Source organism: Desulfobacula toluolica Tol2 (genome assembly GCF_000307105.1).
Lineage (GTDB): Bacteria > Desulfobacterota > Desulfobacteria > Desulfobacterales > Desulfobacteraceae > Desulfobacula > Desulfobacula toluolica.
Genome location: NC_018645.1, coordinates 4,161,626 through 4,181,392 on the forward strand (window position 1 = coordinate 4,161,626; position 19,767 = coordinate 4,181,392).

The 19,767-nt window shown below is 40.3% G+C and carries 19 protein-coding genes; all 19 read right to left on the minus strand.

Annotated features, from left to right (window positions below):
- The 19 genes from TOL2_RS19000 to TOL2_RS19090 all read right to left on the minus strand — a co-directional run bounded on the left by TOL2_RS19000 (position 1) and on the right by TOL2_RS19090 (position 19,655).
- Positions 1–1,062, minus strand: coding sequence for a flagellar hook-length control protein FliK (locus tag TOL2_RS19000; RefSeq protein WP_014958907.1), 1,062 nt, complete (start codon positions 1,060–1,062; stop codon positions 1–3).
- A complete protein-coding gene (locus TOL2_RS19005; RefSeq protein ID WP_014958908.1) occupies positions 1,059–1,643 on the minus strand; it encodes a DUF6115 domain-containing protein in 585 nt (194 codons plus the stop codon). Before TOL2_RS19005 ends, TOL2_RS19000 begins: the two co-directional genes overlap by 4 nt.
- On the minus strand, positions 1,640–1,942 hold the full coding sequence (locus TOL2_RS19010) for a hypothetical protein (RefSeq protein WP_014958909.1): 303 nt from the start codon (positions 1,940–1,942) through the stop codon (positions 1,640–1,642). The genes TOL2_RS19005 and TOL2_RS19010 overlap by 4 nt, the downstream gene beginning before the upstream one ends.
- Positions 1,943–1,957: 15 nt before the next feature.
- Positions 1,958–3,583, minus strand: coding sequence for a hypothetical protein (locus TOL2_RS19015; RefSeq protein WP_014958910.1), 1,626 nt, complete (start codon positions 3,581–3,583; stop codon positions 1,958–1,960).
- 13 nt (positions 3,584–3,596) lie between these two features.
- Positions 3,597–4,343, minus strand: coding sequence for a sigma-70 family RNA polymerase sigma factor (locus tag TOL2_RS19020; protein ID WP_014958911.1), 747 nt, complete (start codon positions 4,341–4,343; stop codon positions 3,597–3,599).
- 19 nt (positions 4,344–4,362) lie between these two features.
- Positions 4,363–5,256 (minus strand): MinD/ParA family protein, encoded by an 894-nt coding sequence (locus tag TOL2_RS19025; protein WP_041279624.1) that lies wholly within the window; start codon positions 5,254–5,256, stop codon positions 4,363–4,365.
- A gap of 1 nt (position 5,257) precedes the next feature.
- The gene (locus TOL2_RS19030) at positions 5,258–6,358 is read right to left on the minus strand and encodes a flagellar biosynthesis protein FlhF (protein WP_014958913.1); all 1,101 of its coding nucleotides are present in this window, start codon (positions 6,356–6,358) and stop codon (positions 5,258–5,260) included.
- Entirely contained in the window at positions 6,351–8,450 is a 2,100-nt protein-coding gene (gene flhA / locus TOL2_RS19035) for a flagellar biosynthesis protein FlhA (protein WP_014958914.1), read from the minus strand. The genes TOL2_RS19030 and flhA overlap by 8 nt, the downstream gene beginning before the upstream one ends.
- A gap of 60 nt (positions 8,451–8,510) precedes the next feature.
- Positions 8,511–9,584, minus strand: a complete 1,074-nt coding sequence (gene flhB, locus TOL2_RS19040; RefSeq protein WP_014958915.1) for a flagellar biosynthesis protein FlhB — start codon at positions 9,582–9,584, stop codon at positions 8,511–8,513.
- A 6-nt stretch (positions 9,585–9,590) separates the two neighbouring features.
- Complete coding sequence (gene fliR, locus TOL2_RS19045; RefSeq protein ID WP_014958916.1) at positions 9,591–10,379, minus strand: flagellar biosynthetic protein FliR; 789 nt, start codon at positions 10,377–10,379, stop codon at positions 9,591–9,593.
- A 12-nt stretch (positions 10,380–10,391) separates the two neighbouring features.
- On the minus strand, positions 10,392–10,661 hold the full coding sequence (gene fliQ, locus TOL2_RS19050; RefSeq protein ID WP_014958917.1) for a flagellar biosynthesis protein FliQ: 270 nt from the start codon (positions 10,659–10,661) through the stop codon (positions 10,392–10,394).
- A gap of 2 nt (positions 10,662–10,663) precedes the next feature.
- Complete coding sequence (gene fliP, locus TOL2_RS19055) at positions 10,664–11,416, minus strand: flagellar type III secretion system pore protein FliP (RefSeq protein WP_014958918.1); 753 nt, start codon at positions 11,414–11,416, stop codon at positions 10,664–10,666.
- Positions 11,413–11,805: a flagellar biosynthetic protein FliO gene (gene fliO, locus TOL2_RS19060; protein WP_014958919.1), complete on the minus strand. Its 393-nt coding sequence runs from the start codon at positions 11,803–11,805 to the stop codon at positions 11,413–11,415. The genes fliP and fliO overlap by 4 nt, the downstream gene beginning before the upstream one ends.
- Positions 11,802–12,146: a flagellar motor switch protein FliN gene (fliN, locus tag TOL2_RS19065; RefSeq protein WP_014958920.1), complete on the minus strand. Its 345-nt coding sequence runs from the start codon at positions 12,144–12,146 to the stop codon at positions 11,802–11,804. Before fliN ends, fliO begins: the two co-directional genes overlap by 4 nt.
- Positions 12,147–12,148: 2 nt before the next feature.
- On the minus strand, positions 12,149–13,141 hold the full coding sequence (gene fliM, locus TOL2_RS19070) for a flagellar motor switch protein FliM (RefSeq protein ID WP_014958921.1): 993 nt from the start codon (positions 13,139–13,141) through the stop codon (positions 12,149–12,151).
- Positions 13,142–13,148: 7 nt separating this feature from the next.
- Positions 13,149–13,727 (minus strand): flagellar basal body-associated FliL family protein, encoded by a 579-nt coding sequence (locus TOL2_RS19075; RefSeq protein ID WP_041279625.1) that lies wholly within the window; start codon positions 13,725–13,727, stop codon positions 13,149–13,151.
- Between the two features lie 345 nt (positions 13,728–14,072).
- Entirely contained in the window at positions 14,073–16,133 is a 2,061-nt protein-coding gene (locus tag TOL2_RS19080; protein ID WP_014958923.1) for a flagellar hook-basal body complex protein, read from the minus strand.
- Positions 16,134–16,169: 36 nt separating this feature from the next.
- Positions 16,170–17,282: a FlgD immunoglobulin-like domain containing protein gene (locus tag TOL2_RS19085; RefSeq protein ID WP_014958924.1), complete on the minus strand. Its 1,113-nt coding sequence runs from the start codon at positions 17,280–17,282 to the stop codon at positions 16,170–16,172.
- Between the two features lie 12 nt (positions 17,283–17,294).
- The gene (locus TOL2_RS19090; RefSeq protein ID WP_041279626.1) at positions 17,295–19,655 is read right to left on the minus strand and encodes a flagellar hook-length control protein FliK; all 2,361 of its coding nucleotides are present in this window, start codon (positions 19,653–19,655) and stop codon (positions 17,295–17,297) included.
- Between the last annotated feature and the right edge of the window lie 112 nt (positions 19,656–19,767).

Below are 19,767 nucleotides of genomic sequence, written 5' to 3' on the forward strand. Positions count from 1 at the left end.
TCAAATTACAATATTTAAAACCTTATTATCACGGGCTTTTATCAAAGTTTCAATTAAACTGCTGTGCTGGATATCTTTTTTTTCAGCAGTGATGCAGGTTATCTGATGAACCTGGTAATCAATGCTGGCAAGACGGGTTTTCAGCTCTGGAATCATTGACTCAACATATTTACATGTGTCTTCATCCTTGAGCAGAAACCGACCGGTCATTTTTTTTTTCAGTATTGAAAAATCAGCTCTCAATGGTCCCAACCGGCTCATGTCCAACAAAAAAGAGAGCTGAATAAGCTTATCCGCATCCTTGTTATCTTTTTTGGTTTTATCTCCCGTATCAATCAAAAGCTGTCCAAAGCTGAATGCCGATTCGCTGAAAATCGGAAACGGCAACAAAAATCGACCGGAATCTGAACTGTGGTGATTGAGTACTTGAAAATTTTCCAGGGTTTCAGAAAAAGCGGCTGCTGTTTTCAAAGCTTCAAATCTCCCGGGATCAGCACCTGACAGCTCTTTGAGAATATTTCCCTTTATATCCTGCTTTAACAGCATATCCAATTTATCTTTTATGCCTGGTGACAAGTCATTGCCAAGAAGTAGCTGGGCCACTTTTTTTTCCCATAACATACCACTTTTCTCTATTAATTTTGGCAAAAATGTCTTATCAGGCTCATCTGATTTTAATGCCATATCATATAACAGCTCTTTTACATTTTTTATTTTGATATCTGCTGGATCAGGTATGGATTCGTTGTTCGAAAAAAAACCGACAAGGGAAGATATCTGCCGGGTTGTCATTTTTTGAACCGGGCCAATAAGCTTTAAGATAATATCATCTTTTTGTGAAAGGACTTTCAATTGAACTTGCTCTCCGGGCTTCATCAGCAGTGCTGTTTTTGCAACAACTTTTTGACCGTTTATCAAAAGCTGCGCATTCCCCCGAGGTAACAATTTTAATACTTTTGCGCTGATCATCTGATTTTTTTTTAAATCGGGAAGTGTGTGTTTTTTATCATCCTCATTATGGATAACCATCTGAGAAGATGAAACATGAATACAGGTGATCATCTACTGTTCTTTTCCATTTCAATAAATTTTTTTTTAAGTTCAATCACCAGTTGAACTTCCCCTTTGGGAATGGATAGCTGCTGGGCAATGCTGTCGATATCAAATTGTTGATTATACATTTCGATAATACGATGCTGATGATCAATCGTTGCGTTTGAAGAGGTATTGAAATTTATGGTGTTGGGCAACGGACTTGATGGCTTGAATGCGGGAATATTTTTTTCCATTTTTTTTTGCAATGCATCTGCCCTGGATAAAGAACGGTTAATACTGATTACCCTTGCATCCAATGCATTGTTCAACTCTTTTACCAATCGCTTTTTTTCTTTTATCTGCTGATCAAAACTGATGGCGGCTTTTCTGGATTCTTCGACCAAAGGTTCCAGCATTTCAATAATATCCGCAGCAGATCCAAAAGCAATTTTTGCACCTTCTTGCCCGTCATCTTGGTGGCTGGTATCTGGTCCTGCCAAATTCAATCTATTGATCTTTTTTACAAAAACAAATAAAAAAATCGCTAAAAAAAAATTAACAAAAAAAAGAATCGTGATCCAAAATTCAATTGAGAATAATTCCATCATACAGTTGTATCCAGTAACCGTCCTGTTGCGTCAGGGTCGTGATCCATTTCCAATTGTCTTTTTTTCTTTTTAGCTTGTTTTAACTTCTGTTTTTTTTTCAAGGCATCTTTCTCTTTTTTGGCCTTTAGTTTTTCAGACGCATCAAATTCCTGTACTGTTGTATTTTTCAACCTTATATTGGTTGCCTGCTGAGCAGCAGCCTGCTCCGGGGAAGGTTTGTGCGTGTGGGCCTGATTTGCCAGTTCCTGAGCACTCCCGGATTGTTGAATAACAAGATTATGCCCGGGTACGGTTGTCATTTCAACCCCCTTTTTCTAACTTGCCGTAAAAGATTTAAAGCTGACCCGGTCTATATACGGTCCGGGCAATGCTTTTTTTAAAGCGGTTTCAACGATCCATAAAATATCTGTTTCTGTGATTCCTTCTCTTTTTTCGGAAACAAGACTTTGGTTCAGTGAATCATAAATTAAATCCCGGTAAAAAGATAAATTATTCTGAATTTCAAAATAAGCGCTTTGATCAGAATAATCAATAGAAATATCCACCGTGATATAAGTCATATCTTTTGACAGATCAGAGGCCAGTATGACAAAATCATTTAAAATTATATTTCCGGATTTTTTAATATTATCCTGCTTTTCAATATGAATATCCACTGTTTCAACTTCAATCTCTCTTTGTGTTTCAATGGCAACTTCTCCAACATTTTTAGGATGAGACGATTCACCGGTTTCTCCTGAAAAAAAGAAAAAATAAGTCAAAGGAACAGCAATTCCCAGAACAACCAATACAGAGGCACAGGCAACGGCAAATTTTGATTTGTACCACTTGGATCTTGCTTTTTTATTTGATTTTTCAGTATGATCTTCTTCTTCCAGAACAACCTGACCCTCATCTTCTTTATCTGTATTGTCAGGCTCAGACAATTCGTCTTCACCAACTTCATCTTCACCAACCGGATCTTCTAGGCTGCTGCCAAAATCATTGTCCATTAAATCACCAAGGACATCTTCATCTTCCTGGTCTGCAACCATTAAGAGCGTATCAATATCATCCTGGGATATGAGGATATCCTCATAATCCTCTTCTCCTTCTTCTCCTTCTTCTCCTTCTTCATCTTCAAGCAGGAACGCATCAATATCATCCTGAAAATCATTTTCATCTTCCTGCACACCCTCATCGTCAAAATCAAAGGCTGAGACATCTGAATCAGGCGTTAAAAAATCCTCTATATCATCCAGCTCCGAGGCTTTTTCCTCATTTAATTCATCCGGCTCAGGCTGTGACCCGGGATCAGATGCAAATTGTGTTTGGTCAACTGGTTCCGGTTGGGAATCCAAGAACGGGTCTTCGTCCAAAACGACAGGTTCAGAGGGTACATCAGTATCAAAATTTCGCATCAGATCATCAATTGTTTCCTGGACAATCAAGCAGTTCCTGGCATCTACTGCTTCAGATTCATCAATTACACCATCATCCCGGCTGATATCTTCCGTAGACCCTCCACCCATAAGCGTGTTAATATCATCCTGTGAGATCAGTTCGACATCTTCATCCGAAGCGTCATTTGAATCCATCAAATCATTAATATCATCCTGGGAAATGAGTTCTATATCATCATCTTCAACATCATCTTCATCTATTGGATCTTCAGAATCTGATACACTTGAATTCATTAGCTGATCAATATCATCCTGGGAAATAAGTTCCATCTCATCATCTTCGACATCATCTTCATCAATGGAATTTTCAGAAACCGATACACTTGAATTCATAAGAGCGTCAATATCATCCTGAGAAAGCTCACCAAATTCATCATCTCCATCAGCAACATTGTTGGAAAGGATTTCTTCCGCTTCTTCAATGGAAGATGAATCTAAAAGTTTGTCAATATCATCCTGGGATATTAAACCGTCTTCTTCTAAGCCTGGATCAGACATTTAATGACCTCTTTTAATGAAAATAATCTTGAAGCCCGGCTTTCAACTTCGTCAGAATCGCCGTATGAATCTGGCAGATGCGCGACTCAGTCAATGAGAGAACTTCACCGATTTCTTTTAACGTTAATTCGTCATAGTAATATAGTGACACCACCATTTGTTCTTTTTGAGTTAATGTTTTAATAGAGTCAGCCAGAACAGATTTGAGTTCTTTTTTGTCAAAAAGATCGACCGGGGTTTCATCGCTTTTAATATTGGACTGGAAGCTTGTTTTTGAATAAGCTTCGTTTTTCTTTGTTTTAATGAAATCATCCAGGCTCAGCACGGATCCCCTGTGAATATGGGTGAGCATATCATAGTATGCTTCAAGAGTAACACCCAGTGCCCGGCAAATTTCTTCATCCGTTGCCGGTGATCCCTTACGGTCTTCAATGGTTTTAACAGCCCGGGTAATATCCTGAATTTTTTTTCTCATGGATCTTGAATAGGTATCCTTGCGTCTGAGTTCATCAAGAATCGCTCCCTTTATCCGGTACTGAGCATAGGTTTTTAAGCTGACATGTTTTGAGGAATCAAATTTATCCACAGCATCAATCAAACCAAGAGATCCTGCAGAAACCAATTCATCAAAAAAAACACTGGAAGGAAGGCGCATGGAAAATCTTGCAGCAATATGTTTAACAAGATATGAATACTCAATAATACTTTTTTCACGCCATTGGGCTTTATCTGCTTTATTTTCCTGATACCGAAATCTCATATGAATTATAAATTTCCCCCTATGTTGCGGTATGAAACATTTTACTCATAAAAAAATTCAAATTCCCTTCTGAATTGGGCCTTGAAGGACCATTCCCCAAAGTAAATGCAATATCTTTTATGGCGTTTGCCGACAATGAATCCGGAGCTGTATCCATAACCAGCCCCCTTTTTTGAACCGCCTTCTGCAACTGCCTGTCAAAAGGGATGTGGCCCGCATATTCCAGAACAACATTTTTCAGGAACTTATCCAGAGCCCCGCTTAAGGATGCATAGACCCGTTTGGCATCCGCAACCGAATCAACCATATTAACAATCAGTTTAAAATATTTTGTTCCGTATTCACGGGACATGACCTTCATCATTGCATAGGCATCTGTTATGGATGTGGGTTCTTTTGTTGAAATCACAATACATTCATCACAAGCTGAATTAAAATAAAGTACATTTGATGAAATACCTGCACCTGTATCCACAAAGATAATATCCGCCAGATCAGACAAAGTTTCAAATTCACTTAAAAGATTAAGTTTTTCACCTTCAGTCAGTTGAGTCAAATCGGAAAACCCCGATCCTCCTGGAAGAATTTTAATACCATGGTCTGATTCCACCATGACCTGTTCCAGAGTTTTTTCCGAACTTATCACATGCCGTATACTGTACTCGGGCCTTAAATTAAAAATAATATCAACATTTGCCAGTCCTACATCCGCATCAATAATAACCACCCGCTTGCCCATCCGGCTAAGGGAAACCGCCATATTCCCGACAATATTGGTTTTTCCCACACCCCCTTTTCCGCTGGTCACTGCGATAACTCTTGGAAGTTTTTTTCTGCCCAATGCCATACCTGCCTTTCTCCTTGAAAGTGCTTGCGATTTAACGACGTTTCGAAGTCCGTTTGCCTGATCCAACTTAATTTTTCTCCTTTGGTCCCTTTCCCAGAATAATCTGCAGCAACTGCCGCTTATCGGGAATAATTAAATCTTCAGGAACTCTTTGACCATTTGCAATCAAAGAAACAGGCAATTGAATATCATTTACCTGATCCAATATTTTACCACATCTTTTTGTTTCGTCTATCTTTGTAAATACAACCGTATCCGGATTGAATACTGAAAAAGCTGCTGCCGCGTCCGTCATGATAATAGCTTCAGATGTGACACTCAAAACCAAATGAACGGAAATTCTAAAATCAGTTTTGATCAATTGCAATATAGAATCAATCTTAAGTTTATCAAAATGACTGTGTCCGGCTGTATCGATTAACACCATATCCATGGATTTCATTCTATCCAGAGCGCAGGACAGATCCTGGGAGCTGAAGGCAGGAACACATAACAATCCCATGATCGAGGCATATGCTTTTAATTGTTCAAATGCGCCCACCCGGTAATTATCAATGGAAATTAAGCCCACCTTCATTTTTCTTTGAAAACTCAGCATGGCCGCAAGTTTTGCAATGGTTGTTGTTTTGCCTACACCTGTCGGGCCGACAAATGCCGCCACATGAGGAACACCGGAACTGTTATCCCTGTTAAAAAAATCTTTGGTGGCGATTTGATTCAGGCACTGGTGCATCACACCCTTTTTTAAGGATCTTATTCGTGCGTCCTGATCAGCTGTTTCATCCATCAAACCGCTTGCTTTTCGAATAATATCGCCTGCCAGTGTTTCGCTGACACCTGCTCGCAAAAGAGAGGCCAGAACACCCACCGACTCAAAATGATCACAGACCATGTGATGCATTGTATTTCCAAAGCCGGCAATGGAAATCAAATCTTTTATATCTGCAATATCCTCTTTTATGGATTCGATCAAAGGATCGTTTCCGGTTTTTGCATCCTGATTTTCCGGCATGGCCGCTTCCACCTCAAACATTGTTTTTGCGTAAGGATCAAGAGGCTTTTTAGGAATTTTTCGAGTGCTTAAAATCATGGCATCCGATCCAAGCTCTTCTTTGATATTTGCAATGGCTTGTTGAATATTTTCAGCTTTAAAAACTTTCCTATTCATTCTTCAAACTCACCTTTCCACTTGCCTGTAAATTTATATCATCCACTATTTCCGCATGGGATACAACACAAACAGTGGGTAAAGACGGTTCAATCAGTTTCCTGAAATGCCGGCGCAGACTTGGAGATGTCATGATAATGGGTTGTGTATTAAATGCCACCTGTTGTTCCACCTGTTTTGTCACAGCTCGAATGATTTCTTCTATCAACCGGGGATCAAGTGCAAGATACGAACCATGTTCCGTATGTTTTATATTTTTAGATAAAATTTCTTCCAGAGTTCGATCAAGGGTAATGACCTGTAAGATCTTGCCTTCCTGAAGATAAGGGGCCAGCATTCCTTTGGCAATTTTCTGCCTGACATATTCGGTGAGAAGATCCGGATCTTTGCCCATGGGCGCAAAATCCGCCAAAGTTTCAACAATGGTGAGCAGATCCCTGATGGAGATTCTTTCCCGCAACAGGTTCTGAAGTATTTTCTGAACAACTCCCAGGCTTAACAGGTTGGGAATCAATTCTTCCACTGCCTTGGGACTTGTCTTGGCAAGATTATCCATCAGATGCTGCACCTCTTGTCTGCCCAGAAGATCGTATGCGTTATTTCTAATTATTTCAGTCAGATGAGTGGCAACAACCGTTGAATTGTCCACTACGGTATATCCTGCAAACTTTGCTTCTTCTTCGCGATCCATTGGAATCCATACGGCTGGCAGGTTGAATGCCGGTTCAATGGTTTCTATTCCCTCTATTTTCTGAGCCGTTCCCCCGGGGTCCATGGCAAGATAATGGTTCACCATCAATTCGGTTCCGGCAGCTTCCACGCCTTTTATCAGCAACCGGTATTGAGCCGGGCTTAAGTTCAGGTTATCCCGGATATGAATGGGGGGGATAATAATACCCATTTCCGTGGCAAACTGTCTTCGTATGGCCCTGATCCTTCCCAGCAATGTCCCGTCCTGCTGTTTATCCACCAGGGGGATCAATCCATATCCAACCTCAAGTTCAATGGTATCCAGATTTAACAAATGATCCACATCTTCCGGGGAACCGGATGTCTCTTCTTGTTCAGAAGCTTCAATGTCTGCCTGTTTTTCTTCTTTGTCCGTGTCTTGTCCCCTTAAAAAATACCAGGCGATTGTCCCGAGAACCAGCCCCAGGGTCATAAAAGGGATGGAAGGCAACCCGGGTATCAACCCCATACAGAAAATAATCACCGATCCGATAAAAACCGGAGTAGCGCTTGAAAAAAGGTGCTTTGCAAACTCTTTGCCCATTTTCATATCAGATCCTGATCTTGACACCAGAAGCCCTGCGGCGGCTGAAATCAAAAGGGCCGGAATCTGTGAAACCAGGCCGTCACCAACGGTTAGAAGAGTATAGACGGTTAATGCTTCCTTCATTTCCATGCCCTGCTGAAGCACACCGATAACAAACCCGCCCACTATGTTGATCATGGTGATGATAATACCGGCAACAGCATCTCCCCGGACAAATTTTGAGGCACCATCCATTGCACCGTGAAACTGGGATTCTCTGGCAATGGCTGCCCTTCTTTCCCCGGCTTCCACTTCATCAATCATCCCGGCATTCAGATCCGCATCAATGGCCATCTGTTTTCCAGGCATGGCATCCAGGGTGAACCGGGCCGCAACTTCTGCAATTCGGCCGGAACCTTTTGTAATGACCATAAAATTGATCAGCACAAGAATAATAAAAATAACAAGTCCAACCACATAATTTCCCCCGACAACAAAACTGCCGAAAGACTGGATCACTCCCCCGGCTGCAAGCGGCCCCTCACTGCCGTGCAAAAGAATCAAACGGGTGGAAGCCACATTTAAAGAGAGCCGAAACAATGTCAACACCAGCAAAAGTGAAGGGAAAATAGCAAACTCCAGAGGGGCGGTTGTATACATGGTTGTAATCAGCACCACAACTGCAAATGAAATGTTCAATGCCAGAAAAAAATCAAGAAGTATGGGGTGCAAGGGTAAAATCATGGCCATAAGAATTCCGATAAAAGCGACCACCATCAAGATATCTGAAGATTCTCGTTTGATCCCTGCAATAATTCCTGTTTCGCTTGCTGCCATTTACACTCCCAAGTTAAAAAATATAATTTTGACGCCCATTGCCAAATTATTGTCACACGCTTACATTTTTTTGCCCTTTAATTTATACACATGTGCCAGCAATTCAGCAACTGCCTGGTATAATTCCATGGGAACTTCCCCGCCAATGTCAACATTACTATACAAATTTCGGGCCAATTGTTTATCCTCAACCAATGGAACATCATTTTCCCTGGCAATTCTCCTGATATTTTCCGCGACCTGACCCGCCCCTTTTGCAAGCACTGAAGGCGCATCCATCTGGCTTCCATCATATTTAACCGCAACTGCCAGACGGGTCGGGTTGGTCACCACCACATCCGCATCAGGAACATCCGCCATCATCCTCTTTCTGGCGGCTTCATACTGGAGTTGCCGTATCCTTGATTTTACCATGGGATCACCCTCTGCCTGTTTTGCTTCATCTTTGACTTCTTTTTTGGTCATTTTCTGATCTTCCAGAAATTTCCATTTCTGATAGGCATAATCCAGAACAGCCACAATGATCATGATCAGGCATACCTTAATGAAAATCCAGAACGAAACTTTGAGAATAAACAATAGAATTTGGCCTATGCTATAATCATACAACAGTGATATTTCTGCAAATTCTGCCTTGACTGAAGAGTAGGCCACCATGGAAATGATAGTAATTTTTAATAAGGATTTAATAAATTCCACGACAGCCCTGGAAGAAAATTTTTGTTTAAATCCACTGATAGGGTTAAGCTTGGATAGTTTGGGTTCCAATGCTTTCCATGAGATGGAAAACCCTACCTGTGAAACGTTTGAGAGCAACGCCACCAATACAATTGGAAGCAGGATCGGAATACAGATAAAAATGAATTTTTCAGTATGAAACGCCAGCAGTCGGACAACCTCAAGATGAGTTAACAAAGGAATTTTTTGAAAATTGAAATTGAAATGAAACACGGATAACAGATTGTTATAAATATAACCGGCTGATGCATTTACAGAGATAATGCCGGCAAGAAGAACGAATACGGAAACAACTTCCGTACTTTTAGGAACATTGCCTTCTTCTCTTGCCTTGGAAAGCTTCTTCGACGACGCATCTTCTGTTTTCTCTCCGCCGCCTTCAGGATCTTCAGCCATATTTTTTTACCCTCCGCCTGCAAAAAAAAGAAGATACATCAATAATTTTTTAAATTCCGCAACATAATTTTGAGTTATAATAACAATAATTTGAAGGGTAAAACTAAAGAGAAGCAGCCCGACCACTATTTTTAAAGGAAACGCCACGATCATAACATTCATCTGGGGCGAAAATTTAGCCATCAAACCAAATCCCACGCTGACAAACATCAATGAGGCTATAACCGGGGCACCTATCTTTATGGCAAGAAGAAACAGATGGGCACCCAGATTGATTAATTTTGCCAGCATGACCTCCTGCATCATAAAAAAACCCATGGGAACCAGTTCAAAGCTGTCAATCACTGCCAGGAACACAATATGATGCCCATTTAACAAGAGAAAAACAATGACGCAGACCCAATAGCCAAGCTGATCCAGAATCGAAACATTTTCACCGGTCTGAGGGTCCATAACATTGATCATTGAAAATCCCATCTGGAATCCGATAATCTGTCCGGCAAGCTGAACAGCACCAAAAAACATATGCAGACACAGCCCAAGAGTAAGCCCGATCAATGTTTCAGCAAGAATCAGCAGCCCTGTTGCAATAACACTCATGGGAAATCTTTCCAGATCAACCTCCACCACTGAATAAAACAGCAGGGATACCACCAGGGCAAACCCCATTTTAAGGGTTGCAGGAAACACTTTTGATGAAAATACAGGAAACATGAAAAGAACAATACTGATCCTTAACAAAACCAGCAGATAGGTTCTGAACTCGACAGGATCAATAATATTAAGAATATCCATAGGAAATGCATCCTATCGGATGTACATGGGAATATTTTCAAACACGTTTATGGTAAAATCGGTTATTTCCTCCAGCATCCAGGGGGCTGCAAACAACAGCCCTAAAAAAACAGCTATAATTTTAGGAACAAATGTCAGGGTCATTTCCTGAATCTGGGTAACTGCTTGAAAAATACTGACCGCAAGTCCGACCAAAAGCCCGATGCCCAGCATGGGCATGGAAAGGTAAATGGTCAGTATAATGGCTTTTTTTGCAAATTCAACAACAAATTCAGGGGTCATGATTACACTCCGAAACTTTTTAACAGGGAAGCACAAATCAAATGCCATCCATCCACCAGCACAAACAGCATGAGCTTGAACGGCAATGAAATCATAACCGGGGGAAGCATCATCATTCCCATGGCCAGAAGAACGGACGCCACCACCATGTCAATCACAATAAACGGGATGTAGAGAACAAAACCGATGATAAAAGCAGTCTTTAACTCACTGATCACATATGCCGGGATCAGCACCAGCAAGGATACGTCATCTCTTGTTTCAGGCTTTTTCATATCCGCTCCTTTTACAAACAGAGCAATATCACTTTCCCTGGTATTGAGCAGCAAAAATTTTCGAATCGGAACTTGTGCTGATTCAAAAGCCTTCTCATAGGTGATTTCTCTTTCAAGATAGGGATTTAAAGATTGCTGATAAATTTCCTGGGCCACGGGCTTGATGATAAAAAACGTCATAAACAATGCCAGGCCCACAATCACCTGGTTGGGAGGGCTGGACTGTGTGCCAATGGCCTGGCGCAAAAAATGAAACACAACTATCAGACGTGTAAAAGGAGTCATCAAAATCAAAATAGCCGGTGCAAGGGCAAGAACCGTGAGCAAAGCAATAATTTCAAGAACAACCGCAACCTCTTCAGGTGTTTTAGCGGTTTCAACATTCAATTGCAAAGAGGGAATGGGAAATGTCACGGCATAGGCTTCCCCAAAAGCACAGACCAGAAAAAAAAAGATCAGGCAAACCATTCTACGGTTCATGATCCTTTCCCTTTTTCCGACATGCTGCTCTCTTTATTTTTAAATAACCTGCCTGATTTTTGAGTTAATATGTCTGAAAATTTGAAAAGCGATTCATTTTTCTCGAAAGGAAAATCAATCTCCCGTTCAATGGAGGATATTTTTGAAATATTTGACGGCGTGACGCCAACAAGAATGATATCGCCCAATACATCCAGCAACACAAGTTTCTCTTTTGGAGAAAGATGGTGTACACACAATACTTTAATAAACTCCTTACTCCCTTTACCACCTTTTAGAGTTGAAAATTTCTTGATCAGGTAAAAACAAAGTATCAAAACCGCCAGTACCAGGAACAGCATGGAAAACGTTCTGGCAAAGGCAACCCATATATCAGATGAGGTATTCACTCTTCTGATGCCAGGGATTTTACCCTGTCAATGGGAGTAACTACATCGGTAAGCCGGACACCGAATTTTTCATTCACAACGACCACTTCCCCACGGGCAATGAGCTTCCTGTTGATATACACTTCCAATGGTTCACCTGCAAGTTTATTCAATTCAATAATAGACCCCTGACCCAGTTGAAGAAGATCATTCACAATCATTTTTGTCTTGCCCAACTCAACAGAAAGCTCCAACGGGATATCAAGAATAAAATCCAACTCTCTTTCTCCCTGCTCATAGGTCTTTTCAATACCCTTTTCAACACCATCTTCAATTTCCGTATTATCGTTTTTTTCAGACATACTTATCTCTCACAATCGGTTATTATTCTATCTTTTATTTGAAACGCCTGGAATCCCCTTTGAACCCCCACATATCCAGTCATTTTTTCCAACCCGTCAATATAACAACTCAGCGGTTCACCTGCATCCTTATCCAATTGAATGACATCACCCGGCTGCATATAAATCAATCGTTCACCGGTAATTTCAGTTGTACCCAATTGAATCTTCACATCAACCCAGGATTCCAAAATGACTTCCTTTATCATTCTTCGCCAATTTGTATCTACTTCTTCAGCCTCGGTCTGAACACCTGAAGACAATTTGCGTCTCATGGGTTCAATCATGGAATACGGATAACACACCACCAGGTTGCCTGCAGACTGCTCAAGCTCAATCTCAAACCTTGTTACAAGAACAAGATCTGTAGGCAGAACAATAGCCGTAAACTGCGGGTTCATTTCCGACCGGATCAAAGATGCCGTGACCGGCTCAATAGGGGCCCAGGAAGCTTCAATATTTTTAAGAACCGCCAAAACCGCCTTTTTAATCATCACCTCTTCAATCCTGGTGAATTCACGCCCTTCAACCCTGGCTTTGCCAAGGGCTTCACCTCCAAAAAATGTATCAATCAGATTGTATACGAGCTGACTTTCAAACACAATCAAGCCGTGTCCTCTTAAAGGTTCCAGCCGAAAAACATGCAGACTTGTCGGAACCGGCAAACTCCTTACAAACTCAGAAAATTTTAATGTATCAAACGGATTGGCGCTGACATCTACATTTGCTTGAAGCAAAGTGGATAATGTGGCGCGAACTTCCCTTGACAGTCTTTCATTTATAACATCAAAGGTGGGCATTCTTGCCCGCACAACCTTGTCCTGACTGCTAAAATCATATACAGAAATCCCTTCAACCAGCTCAGGGGTGAGTACATCTGTTTCAGTTTCAACATCGCCTGAATCCAATCCGTCCAACAGGCTGTCAACTTCGTCCTGTGATAATATTTCACTCATAATTTAATCACTGCATTATAAAGTAGGTAAAATAAATATTGCTGACCGCAGGCTTTGGAAAAATTGAATTAATCCGTTTGAGCAAATCATATTTGAGCATAATTTTGCCTTCCGGATTCCTCAACGAAAGCCAGTTCATATCTTCCACCTGCCCTGTAATAATTTTCCTGATCCTGTCCTGCATTGTATAAACCTGATTTTTGTATTGAGGATCTGTTAATTCCAAAGACAGGTGCATACTGATCAGGCCCATGGCAGAATTTGCTTTGAGTTGAATACGCTCAAACGGCTCAAGATCAACAATATCTTCAAAAACAACGTTATTTTCCCAAGCCACCTCCGGCAAACTATCTTTCGAAGACGTCATTGAATTTTGAACATCCTTGGTATCCTTGGCACTTCCTTTTAAAAAAAACAGCAGTATACCTGTAATAACAATTATCAGAAAAAACAAAAATCCGGCAATGATAAGGATTGTTTTTTTGTATCCAAAAATCCGTTTAAACCTTTTTTTGAAAGATGTCTTCTTCACCTCAATTGCATTTGAAGAATCCTCCAAAGCATCATCTAAAATATCTTCAGCCAAATCAGCTCCCGATATGAACAGTTAAATAGTTTTGCTGCATGCTTCAAAAACAAAGCAAGCCTTGTGCCAGTAAGAATATATTTTTCATATTTTCCAATGTCTCATATTTTCTAATATCACGGTTAAGAAGGATGCATTACCGTGCAGTATAAATACGGCAGGCAAAATTTGCAAAGTATTTTATTTTCCTGTCAACCCTTAAGCATAAAAACGGTCAAAAAAACAGAAAATGAAATAAAAAAAACAGCTAAATGCCAATTAACCGTTAGACCGTCAAAAAACCAACAGCGGAAACAAAAAATCAATCTCTTTGTTCCCGCTGTTTTGTTGATTATGCTAATGTGCTTACCGTTTCATTTGAATAACGGTTTCCATCATAGCATCAACGGTTGTTACAGTTTTTGAATTAGCCTGAAACCCTCGCTGGTTGGTTATAAGAGAGACAAACTCTTCGGAAATATCAACATTAGACATTTCAAGAGAATTGGGTGCAATGGTGCCCAGACCATTCTCACCTGGTTTATTGGTAATAGCAACGCCGCTGTCCCGTGTTTCCATGAATAGATTTCCACCTTTAGCAGCCAGGCCATAATTATTTAAAAACTTAGCAAGCCCGACACGAAACAGGGGAACAAGCTGGCCATTGGAATATACACCAGTCATGACACCATCTGATGAAACATCAACCCCTTGAAAATCTCCTGCAGAATATCCATCGGCATCCTGAAACACGGTGGATGAAGCTCGTGAGTATTGCGTTGTTGATAAGGCATTATTTAAAAAATTATCGTCTTTGTATACAGTTCCCAGATCAAGACTGATATCATTTTGAGTGGAACCGTACTCCCCTCCCAGAAAATCGGTTGAAAAGCTGAAATATCCGGACTTCTCAATATCACTGGTCGGAATTTCAGACCATGCCGTAGAACCAATTATATCAAAACCGATCTCACTATTGTTTTGCAAAGAATCCTTAAAAACAAAGCGGATATCATCATTTGAATCATTTCCTGATCCATCAAGATCAATCATCACTTCATCCTGGTCTCCTTTTAAGATGGCATTGGTATATTCAGCCGGCGGGTCACCCACAGCCACCCCGGCATTGTTCCAAGACCATTGCCCGGCAACTGCATCCCATACAATACTCAGACCGACGGAATCATGAGTCATAACACTGGGATCATTGATTTCCAACGTTGTATTATCATTTACAGTATCACCAACATACTGGGTATTCTCAATGCCCTGTATATGAAGATCATTTTCCCTGTTGATATCAAACCCAAAAGAGTCAGTTGCCACGGCAGGCTGGTCAAGCTTTATTATAATATCCGGATCAATCTGTGTCGGATCTGCCTGATTCAGCACGAGATGGATTTCCTGGTTATCAGAATAAACAATAGTCGCATTTGGATAATTATCCGGCATATTAGCAGGATCCGCAAAAGCCCAGTCTGAACCGTCAAACTCAAAATCAAAACCATATCCATCAAGTTCCATTTCATCATAGTTAAGAATTTGATAATTAATTTTTTCTGTTGTATTAACCCCATTGGCCTGAAAATTTCCAAGACGCCCTGTAAATTCACTCATTGTCAAATCAACGATATCTCCACTGCTCTGGCTGAATGTTATGGTTCCCCTGGCCAATAATCCCTTACTGTCCGTTCCCTGGACGGAATTTCGTTTGTCTTCCTCAGGATTACAGGTTACAATATATTCCCACTCCGTACCTGATTTTTTATCATAATATATGGAAACCTCATGGGTACTTCCCAGGGCATCATACACCTTGACAACTGTTGGATACTCATAATTGTTAGCAGCGATACTGATATCCTCACTGCCGTCCCAATTATTGGATAAAACAACTGAATTACTATCGGAATCCGAGTCAAGATTGGTTATGGCAGAAATTTCCTTAGTCGCTTGAGGCGCACTGGTAAAGGTTTGCAACAAAATGTCTTTAATGGCTCCAACATCATCCCCGGTTTCCGGGTCAAGCTCCCAGCCCTGGACAACATACCCCTGAGAATTTACCAATTGTCCGGCTTTATCAAAATTAAAATCACCTGCCCGGGTATAATATGAAATATCGGAATCCGGCTGACTCACGACAAAAAAGCCGTCACCGCCAATAGAGAGATCCGTAGCATTACCGGTTGACTCAAATGATCCCTGGGAAAAACTCTGTGATACACTTCCAAGAGACATCCCTCGACCCATTTGACCCGTACCGCCTTGAGTCGCAACACTCTCATACAAGGTATCTGCAAAAGTTGATCGGCCTTTTTTAAACCCGATGGTATTTAAATTAGAAATATTATTACCAACAACCTGCAGGGAGTTTCCCATATTTTTCAAACCGCTGGTACCTGTAAAAAGTGAACTTGATAAAGACATAATTCCTCCCCTTTATTTAAACTCAACTGTGTTGATTTAATTAATTCCTGTAATGGATGATATGGCAGCCAGTCTTCCTGAGTCATTCAGCACAAGATATTGAGTACCGTTAATGTATTTAATGCCTGAAACCTCTTCTGATACGGATGTTTTTGCAAATCCGGTACCTGTTTCCACACCATAATAATATAAACCGTCAGACACTCTATAACCTGAATCAGCAAGCCCATCCCACTGAACCTTATTCTCTCCGCCGGTCGTATCTTCGGAAGACAATGTGATTGTCCTGACCAGCTCTTCGGATTCATCATATATTTTAATGGTTGCACCTTCTGCTGCATCCATAAAAAAGGTTAATTCTTTACCAGAAACAGAGCCCTTTTCCACTAGAACAATGGGAAGATCGGAAGTCACTGTTTTACCCAGATAGCTTAAGGCTGAGTCCGCAGATCCCGATTCGATTGTCTTTGCGGTATCTGCCACAGCTGTCAGTGACTGGGGATCAAGAAGCACGCCTTTAACAATCAGGTAGGCCTTTCCATCATTGTATGCAACCCCTTCGACCGTTCCGGTAATGCTTGAAGGAACTTCAGTATATCCATATCCGGCATTTGCCATAACGGTATATTGATATGATCCGTCTTCAACAGCGTCACCGGCATTATTAGTTCCATCCCATGCAATGGTTTGAGAACCGGACTCCCGCTGTCCTTCAAATAAGGTTTTAACCGTATTTCCATCCGCATCCGTTATGGTGATCATAACATCGGCAGATTGATCAAGAGTATAGAATCCACCGGAAACCGTTCCGTCATCAACAGTCATTGTATCCATGTTACCGGTAACCTGTTTTCCGACATATCCTATGGCATCACCTTCTGAACCTTTGCTATAGGCATCGGTAAGCCCACCCATGGACTCATTTATATTGATCAATTGTTCAAGTTGAGAAAATTGCGCCAGCTGGGCGGAAAAATCCGCACCATCTTGCGGATTTAAAGGATCCTGATTCTGAAGCTGGGCCACGAGCATGGTTAAAAATGTATCCCGTCCAAGAGCATCTTCTTTTTCGGATTTTACTTTTTCACTTGATTTATAGGAATTGTTAATTTGATCAAGTGAACTATTTCCCGTGGATATAACTGACATAATAATCTCCTTTTATGCTACAAAATGATGTAACCCGTCCCGGTTTAAGACATCAACAAGGCTTATGGGATCATTCATACCTTCACCATCAACATCCGCCCCCAAATGCTTTACCCTGTTTCGATTCCGCTTACCAGAATTTCCAGCCTGGTTTCCTTCATCTGCCATGGATTGTTTAAATTCACTGTTCGTATCGACATCAAATCGTTCAAGATTAACACCGGAATTGGAAAGAACGGTCCGAAGCTCATTTACATTTGAAGTTAAAATTTCCTTTGCAGCAAGACTTTCAGTCATAATACTGATCTTCATGCTTTTTCCGGTGTTGTCTATGGTCATAATAAGCCGTCCGAGCTCCTGAGGCTTTAATTGAATTCTTAATGTACTTTCACCCTGATTAATGGCTCTGACAATGCTTTTTTGCACCTGGTTAGTGACATAGGTCGGTAAATTTTTAAAAGATGACTTTGTTGTTATCATATTCAGGTTGGATTGCGTCTCATTTATTTTAAGGTCTGAAGTTGAAATCTGAGTTTGATCAAGACCCTTTGCACCCAAAGATTTCATCGGTTTTAAAAATTCTTTGTTTTCTTTGAGTTGACCACTCATATCAAAAGCCCCGCTTTTTCTTTCACTCGGAAGGAATTCCATCTCTTTTAAAGTTTTGTTTAGTTTTGTATTGATTTCAGAATTTACATTTTTATTGGCTTGCTCATTAACAGACAACAAAAATTTGTTCTTAAACTGATTTTTTATCTGCCCAAAGGAAAAATCAAATGCCCGAGTTTCTGCTGTATTATTTTCCAGTTCTACACCCTTGAACAAAGCATTAAAAAGGTCTAAAGATTTTTCATTGGCAATGGGCTTTTGATCATTTTGGCCCGGTATTTCAGTCTGTGCTTGCGGCTGTGATATTTTTTTGTGCAGTTTTTCCAGGGAACCGACTAATTCATTAAGGGTAAGTGGTGATACCTTTTGTTCAAGATTATTCTCATCAAGCGAAGATGCTGCTCTAAGGAAAGTATCCGGTGAAGTTGTGGATTCGCTATGTTCAAGGCCAAGTTGTTTAAAAAGAGATCTGAAATTATCATCACCATTCTTGGTTTCATAATGATTTTGAGTATAAAAAGATTTTTTCTGGATAGATTGAAGATTTTCAAGGATAGTATCAAGACTGATACCCTGATCACCTTTATGTGCTTTATTTAATATTTCCTGTGTTTTTTCCCAAGAGAGCCCCAATGAATTGGAAACAGACACCAAAAATTTATCCTTAAACTGATTTTTTATCTGCTCAAAAGAAAAATCAAATGCCCGGGTTTCTGCCGTATTATTTTCCAGTTCTACGCCCTTGAACAAAGCATTAAAAAGGTCTAAAGATTTTTCATTGGCAATGGGCTTTTGATCATTTTGGCCCGGCATTTCAGTCTGTGCTTGCGGCTGTGATATTTTTTTGCGCAGCTTTTCCAGGGAACCGACTAATTCATTCAAGGTAAGTGGTGACACTCGAGATTTGTTTTGTCCAAGATTGTTCTCTTCAAGAGAAGATGCTTCTCTAAGGGAAGTATCCTGTGAAATTGTGGATTCGCTATGTTCAAGGCCCAGTTGTTTAAAAAGAGATCTGAAATTATCATCAACATTATTGGCTTCATAATGATTTTGAGTATAAAAAGATTTTTTCTGAATAGATTGAAGATCTTCAAGTATAACATCAAGGCTGATACCTTTATCACCTTTCTGTGCTTTATTTAATATTTCCTGTGTTTTTTCCCTGGGAATACCCAATGAATTGAGAATGGATTCTAAAAAAGGGAGGGCCGATATTTCAAGAAAATTTTCCTGGTCTGTCTCTGTCTTTGTTTCTGAAGCTTCTTCAAAAGGAAGTTCAAAAAGTTTATCAAAAAGGTCAGCCAGACTCAGATCCTTGTTTTCAAATTCTTCTGAAAGCTCGGCTATAAAATCATTGATATCATTTTCATTAAACCCGGCTTTCAATAAAATTTCTTTCAAGGCTTCAAGACCGTCAGCATCTATTGAACCAGTTTTCAAATCCCCATTTGATAACATTAAAAACATCTTTTTCAATTCTGCAACAAAACCAAACCCTTTCTCTTGGCTCAATTTTTCTGATAAATGATTGATTATTTTATCCGAATCCATTGTTTTCCCTAAAGGATTTACCTGTACCTGATTTGACTGAGCCAGAATTTCTTTTTCAAGACGCTCAACATTTCCAAGTGCCTTGCTTAACTTTTCATCAAACAACTTGCTTCGAGAACCGGCACGACCCTTATTCAACATGACGCCCCCGGAATGATCCGGTTGAACCATGTTTGAAAAAGAACTGCTGACATCTGTAAAAGTAAAATTCATAAAACACCTATAAATAGTTTTCTTTATGCTTCATTAAGATAGCAAAGATCATGCCACCACCTGATAAATGCTTATTATCGTTTCAATTCAAATGGTTATAAAAAATCATAAC

Excerpts from the sequence above, each read along its gene's own strand:
- fliR (WP_014958916.1), bottom strand. The coding sequence starts at position 10,379 with ATGGATATTCTTAATATTATTGATCCTGTCGAGTTCAGAACCTATCTG.
- flhB (WP_014958915.1), bottom strand. The coding sequence starts at position 9,584 with ATGGCTGAAGATCCTGAAGGCGGCGGAGAGAAAACAGAAGATGCGTCG.
- flhA (WP_014958914.1), bottom strand. The coding sequence starts at position 8,450 with ATGGCAGCAAGCGAAACAGGAATTATTGCAGGGATCAAACGAGAATCT.
- TOL2_RS19080 (WP_014958923.1), bottom strand. The coding sequence starts at position 16,133 with ATGTCTTTATCAAGTTCACTTTTTACAGGTACCAGCGGTTTGAAAAAT.
- fliM (WP_014958921.1), bottom strand. The coding sequence starts at position 13,141 with ATGAGTGAAATATTATCACAGGACGAAGTTGACAGCCTGTTGGACGGA.
- fliQ (WP_014958917.1), bottom strand. The coding sequence starts at position 10,661 with ATGACCCCTGAATTTGTTGTTGAATTTGCAAAAAAAGCCATTATACTG.
- fliN (WP_014958920.1), bottom strand. The coding sequence starts at position 12,146 with ATGTCTGAAAAAAACGATAATACGGAAATTGAAGATGGTGTTGAAAAG.
- TOL2_RS19005 (WP_014958908.1), bottom strand. The coding sequence starts at position 1,643 with ATGATGGAATTATTCTCAATTGAATTTTGGATCACGATTCTTTTTTTT.
- TOL2_RS19030 (WP_014958913.1), bottom strand. The coding sequence starts at position 6,358 with ATGAATAGGAAAGTTTTTAAAGCTGAAAATATTCAACAAGCCATTGCA.
- TOL2_RS19090 (WP_041279626.1), bottom strand. The coding sequence starts at position 19,655 with ATGAATTTTACTTTTACAGATGTCAGCAGTTCTTTTTCAAACATGGTT.
- fliP (WP_014958918.1), bottom strand. The coding sequence starts at position 11,416 with ATGAACCGTAGAATGGTTTGCCTGATCTTTTTTTTTCTGGTCTGTGCT.
- TOL2_RS19015 (WP_014958910.1), bottom strand. The coding sequence starts at position 3,583 with ATGTCTGATCCAGGCTTAGAAGAAGACGGTTTAATATCCCAGGATGAT.
- TOL2_RS19020 (WP_014958911.1), bottom strand. The coding sequence starts at position 4,343 with ATGAGATTTCGGTATCAGGAAAATAAAGCAGATAAAGCCCAATGGCGT.
- TOL2_RS19085 (WP_014958924.1), bottom strand. The coding sequence starts at position 17,282 with ATGTCAGTTATATCCACGGGAAATAGTTCACTTGATCAAATTAACAAT.
- TOL2_RS19010 (WP_014958909.1), bottom strand. The coding sequence starts at position 1,942 with ATGACAACCGTACCCGGGCATAATCTTGTTATTCAACAATCCGGGAGT.
- TOL2_RS19000 (WP_014958907.1), bottom strand. The coding sequence starts at position 1,062 with ATGATCACCTGTATTCATGTTTCATCTTCTCAGATGGTTATCCATAAT.